Raw genomic sequence first — 1,028 nt, 5'->3', positions numbered from 1 at the left:
CCTTAAAGGAAGATGTTGCTCGCCAAAATAATTCCTCCTCATCGCTGATTGCTATGCCCAAGGAATCAGTGCCTTGTATTAATCTTGAGGCTAAAGCTTTAGGCTTAGGTCCTTCTCCTGTCATAATCCAGTGTGAACTTACTTTAATACCTTCTTTTCTAAATATATCCGCTAGATGTTTTGCAACTTCCTCTGAAAATGGTGATGTCCCATTCTCCCAGGCTGATAGGGAATTAGTACTTAACTTATATTTACTCGCAAAGACAGTACGCGCAAGATTTGTAAGGTTTCTGACTTGCCTCAACCTCGCTGCTGCATTTTTATCTAGTTGCCTTGTGCTCATTTTGGTTCCTGATCCTATGCTATTTTAATTCTATCCTGATCATTCACCATCTATATAGACATATACCTATCTACCAATCAACATGAAATTGCAAACTTACACATATTTTGCAAGTTTACATGTATGTTGACATTAATGCTTGCTATGTTTATTCTGCTTAAAAACTACAATTAAGAGGAGAAAACCCATGGATAATAGTTTTTTAACCCCTACAGCTTTAGCTCAACGATGGAATTTTGAGCCTAATACGCTAGGGCAATGGCGCTGGAATGGTCGAGGGCCTAAGTATCTTAAAATTGGGCGTAGAGTTTTATACCGCTTGTGTGATGTTGAAGAGTTTGAAAAGCGCAGCCTTCGGCAACACACCTCTCAGAACTTTAATGATGAATCAAATTAGACGGGCACTTTCTTATGCAAACAAGACTTCTTATTAATGAGGCGCCTTTACAAATATTCCCAACTTTAGCAAGAAAAATTGGCTTAAATGAAGCCATTGTGCTGCAACAAATGCATTATTGGCTCCATCTCAACGGGAATAAGCAGCATGGGGTTTATATCCCCTCTGAACAGTGGAAAAGACAGTTCCCCTTTTGGTCGATAGATACCATAAAGCATACTATTGTCTCCTTAAAAAGGCAGAATCTCATTATTGACATCAAGAGTAACCAAATAAGCATCATCAACG

General features: G+C 38.7%; 2 protein-coding genes and 1 pseudogene. 2 read left to right on the top strand and 1 reads right to left on the bottom strand.

Annotation, left to right across the window (positions count from 1 at the left end; translation table 11 throughout):
* Window positions 1-343 (bottom strand): helix-turn-helix domain-containing protein (locus IG80_RS0112010; RefSeq protein ID WP_032114262.1); only part of this gene is annotated, 343 nt, incomplete at its 3' end.
* A gap of 187 nt (window positions 344-530) precedes the next feature.
* On the opposite strand from IG80_RS0112010, the gene IG80_RS0112005 reads away from it, so the two are divergent.
* On the top strand, window positions 531-740 hold the full coding sequence (locus IG80_RS0112005; protein WP_032114261.1) for a helix-turn-helix transcriptional regulator: 210 nt from the start codon (window positions 531-533) through the stop codon (window positions 738-740).
* A 14-nt stretch (window positions 741-754) separates the two neighbouring features.
* A pseudogene (locus IG80_RS16440) lies at window positions 755-1,028 on the top strand (hypothetical protein); the annotation flags it as partial.

Origin of the sequence: Candidatus Paracaedibacter symbiosus, from assembly GCF_000757605.1 — a bacterium.
GTDB classification, from domain to species: domain Bacteria; phylum Pseudomonadota; class Alphaproteobacteria; order Paracaedibacterales; family Paracaedibacteraceae; genus Paracaedibacter_A; species Paracaedibacter_A symbiosus.
This window is presented reverse-complemented; position numbering and strand designations above follow the sequence as displayed.

Bases quoted from the DNA above. Each gene is read 5' to 3' on its own strand.
- IG80_RS0112005 (WP_032114261.1), top strand. From the start codon at position 531: ATGGATAATAGTTTTTTAACCCCTACAGCTTTAGCTCAACGATGGAAT.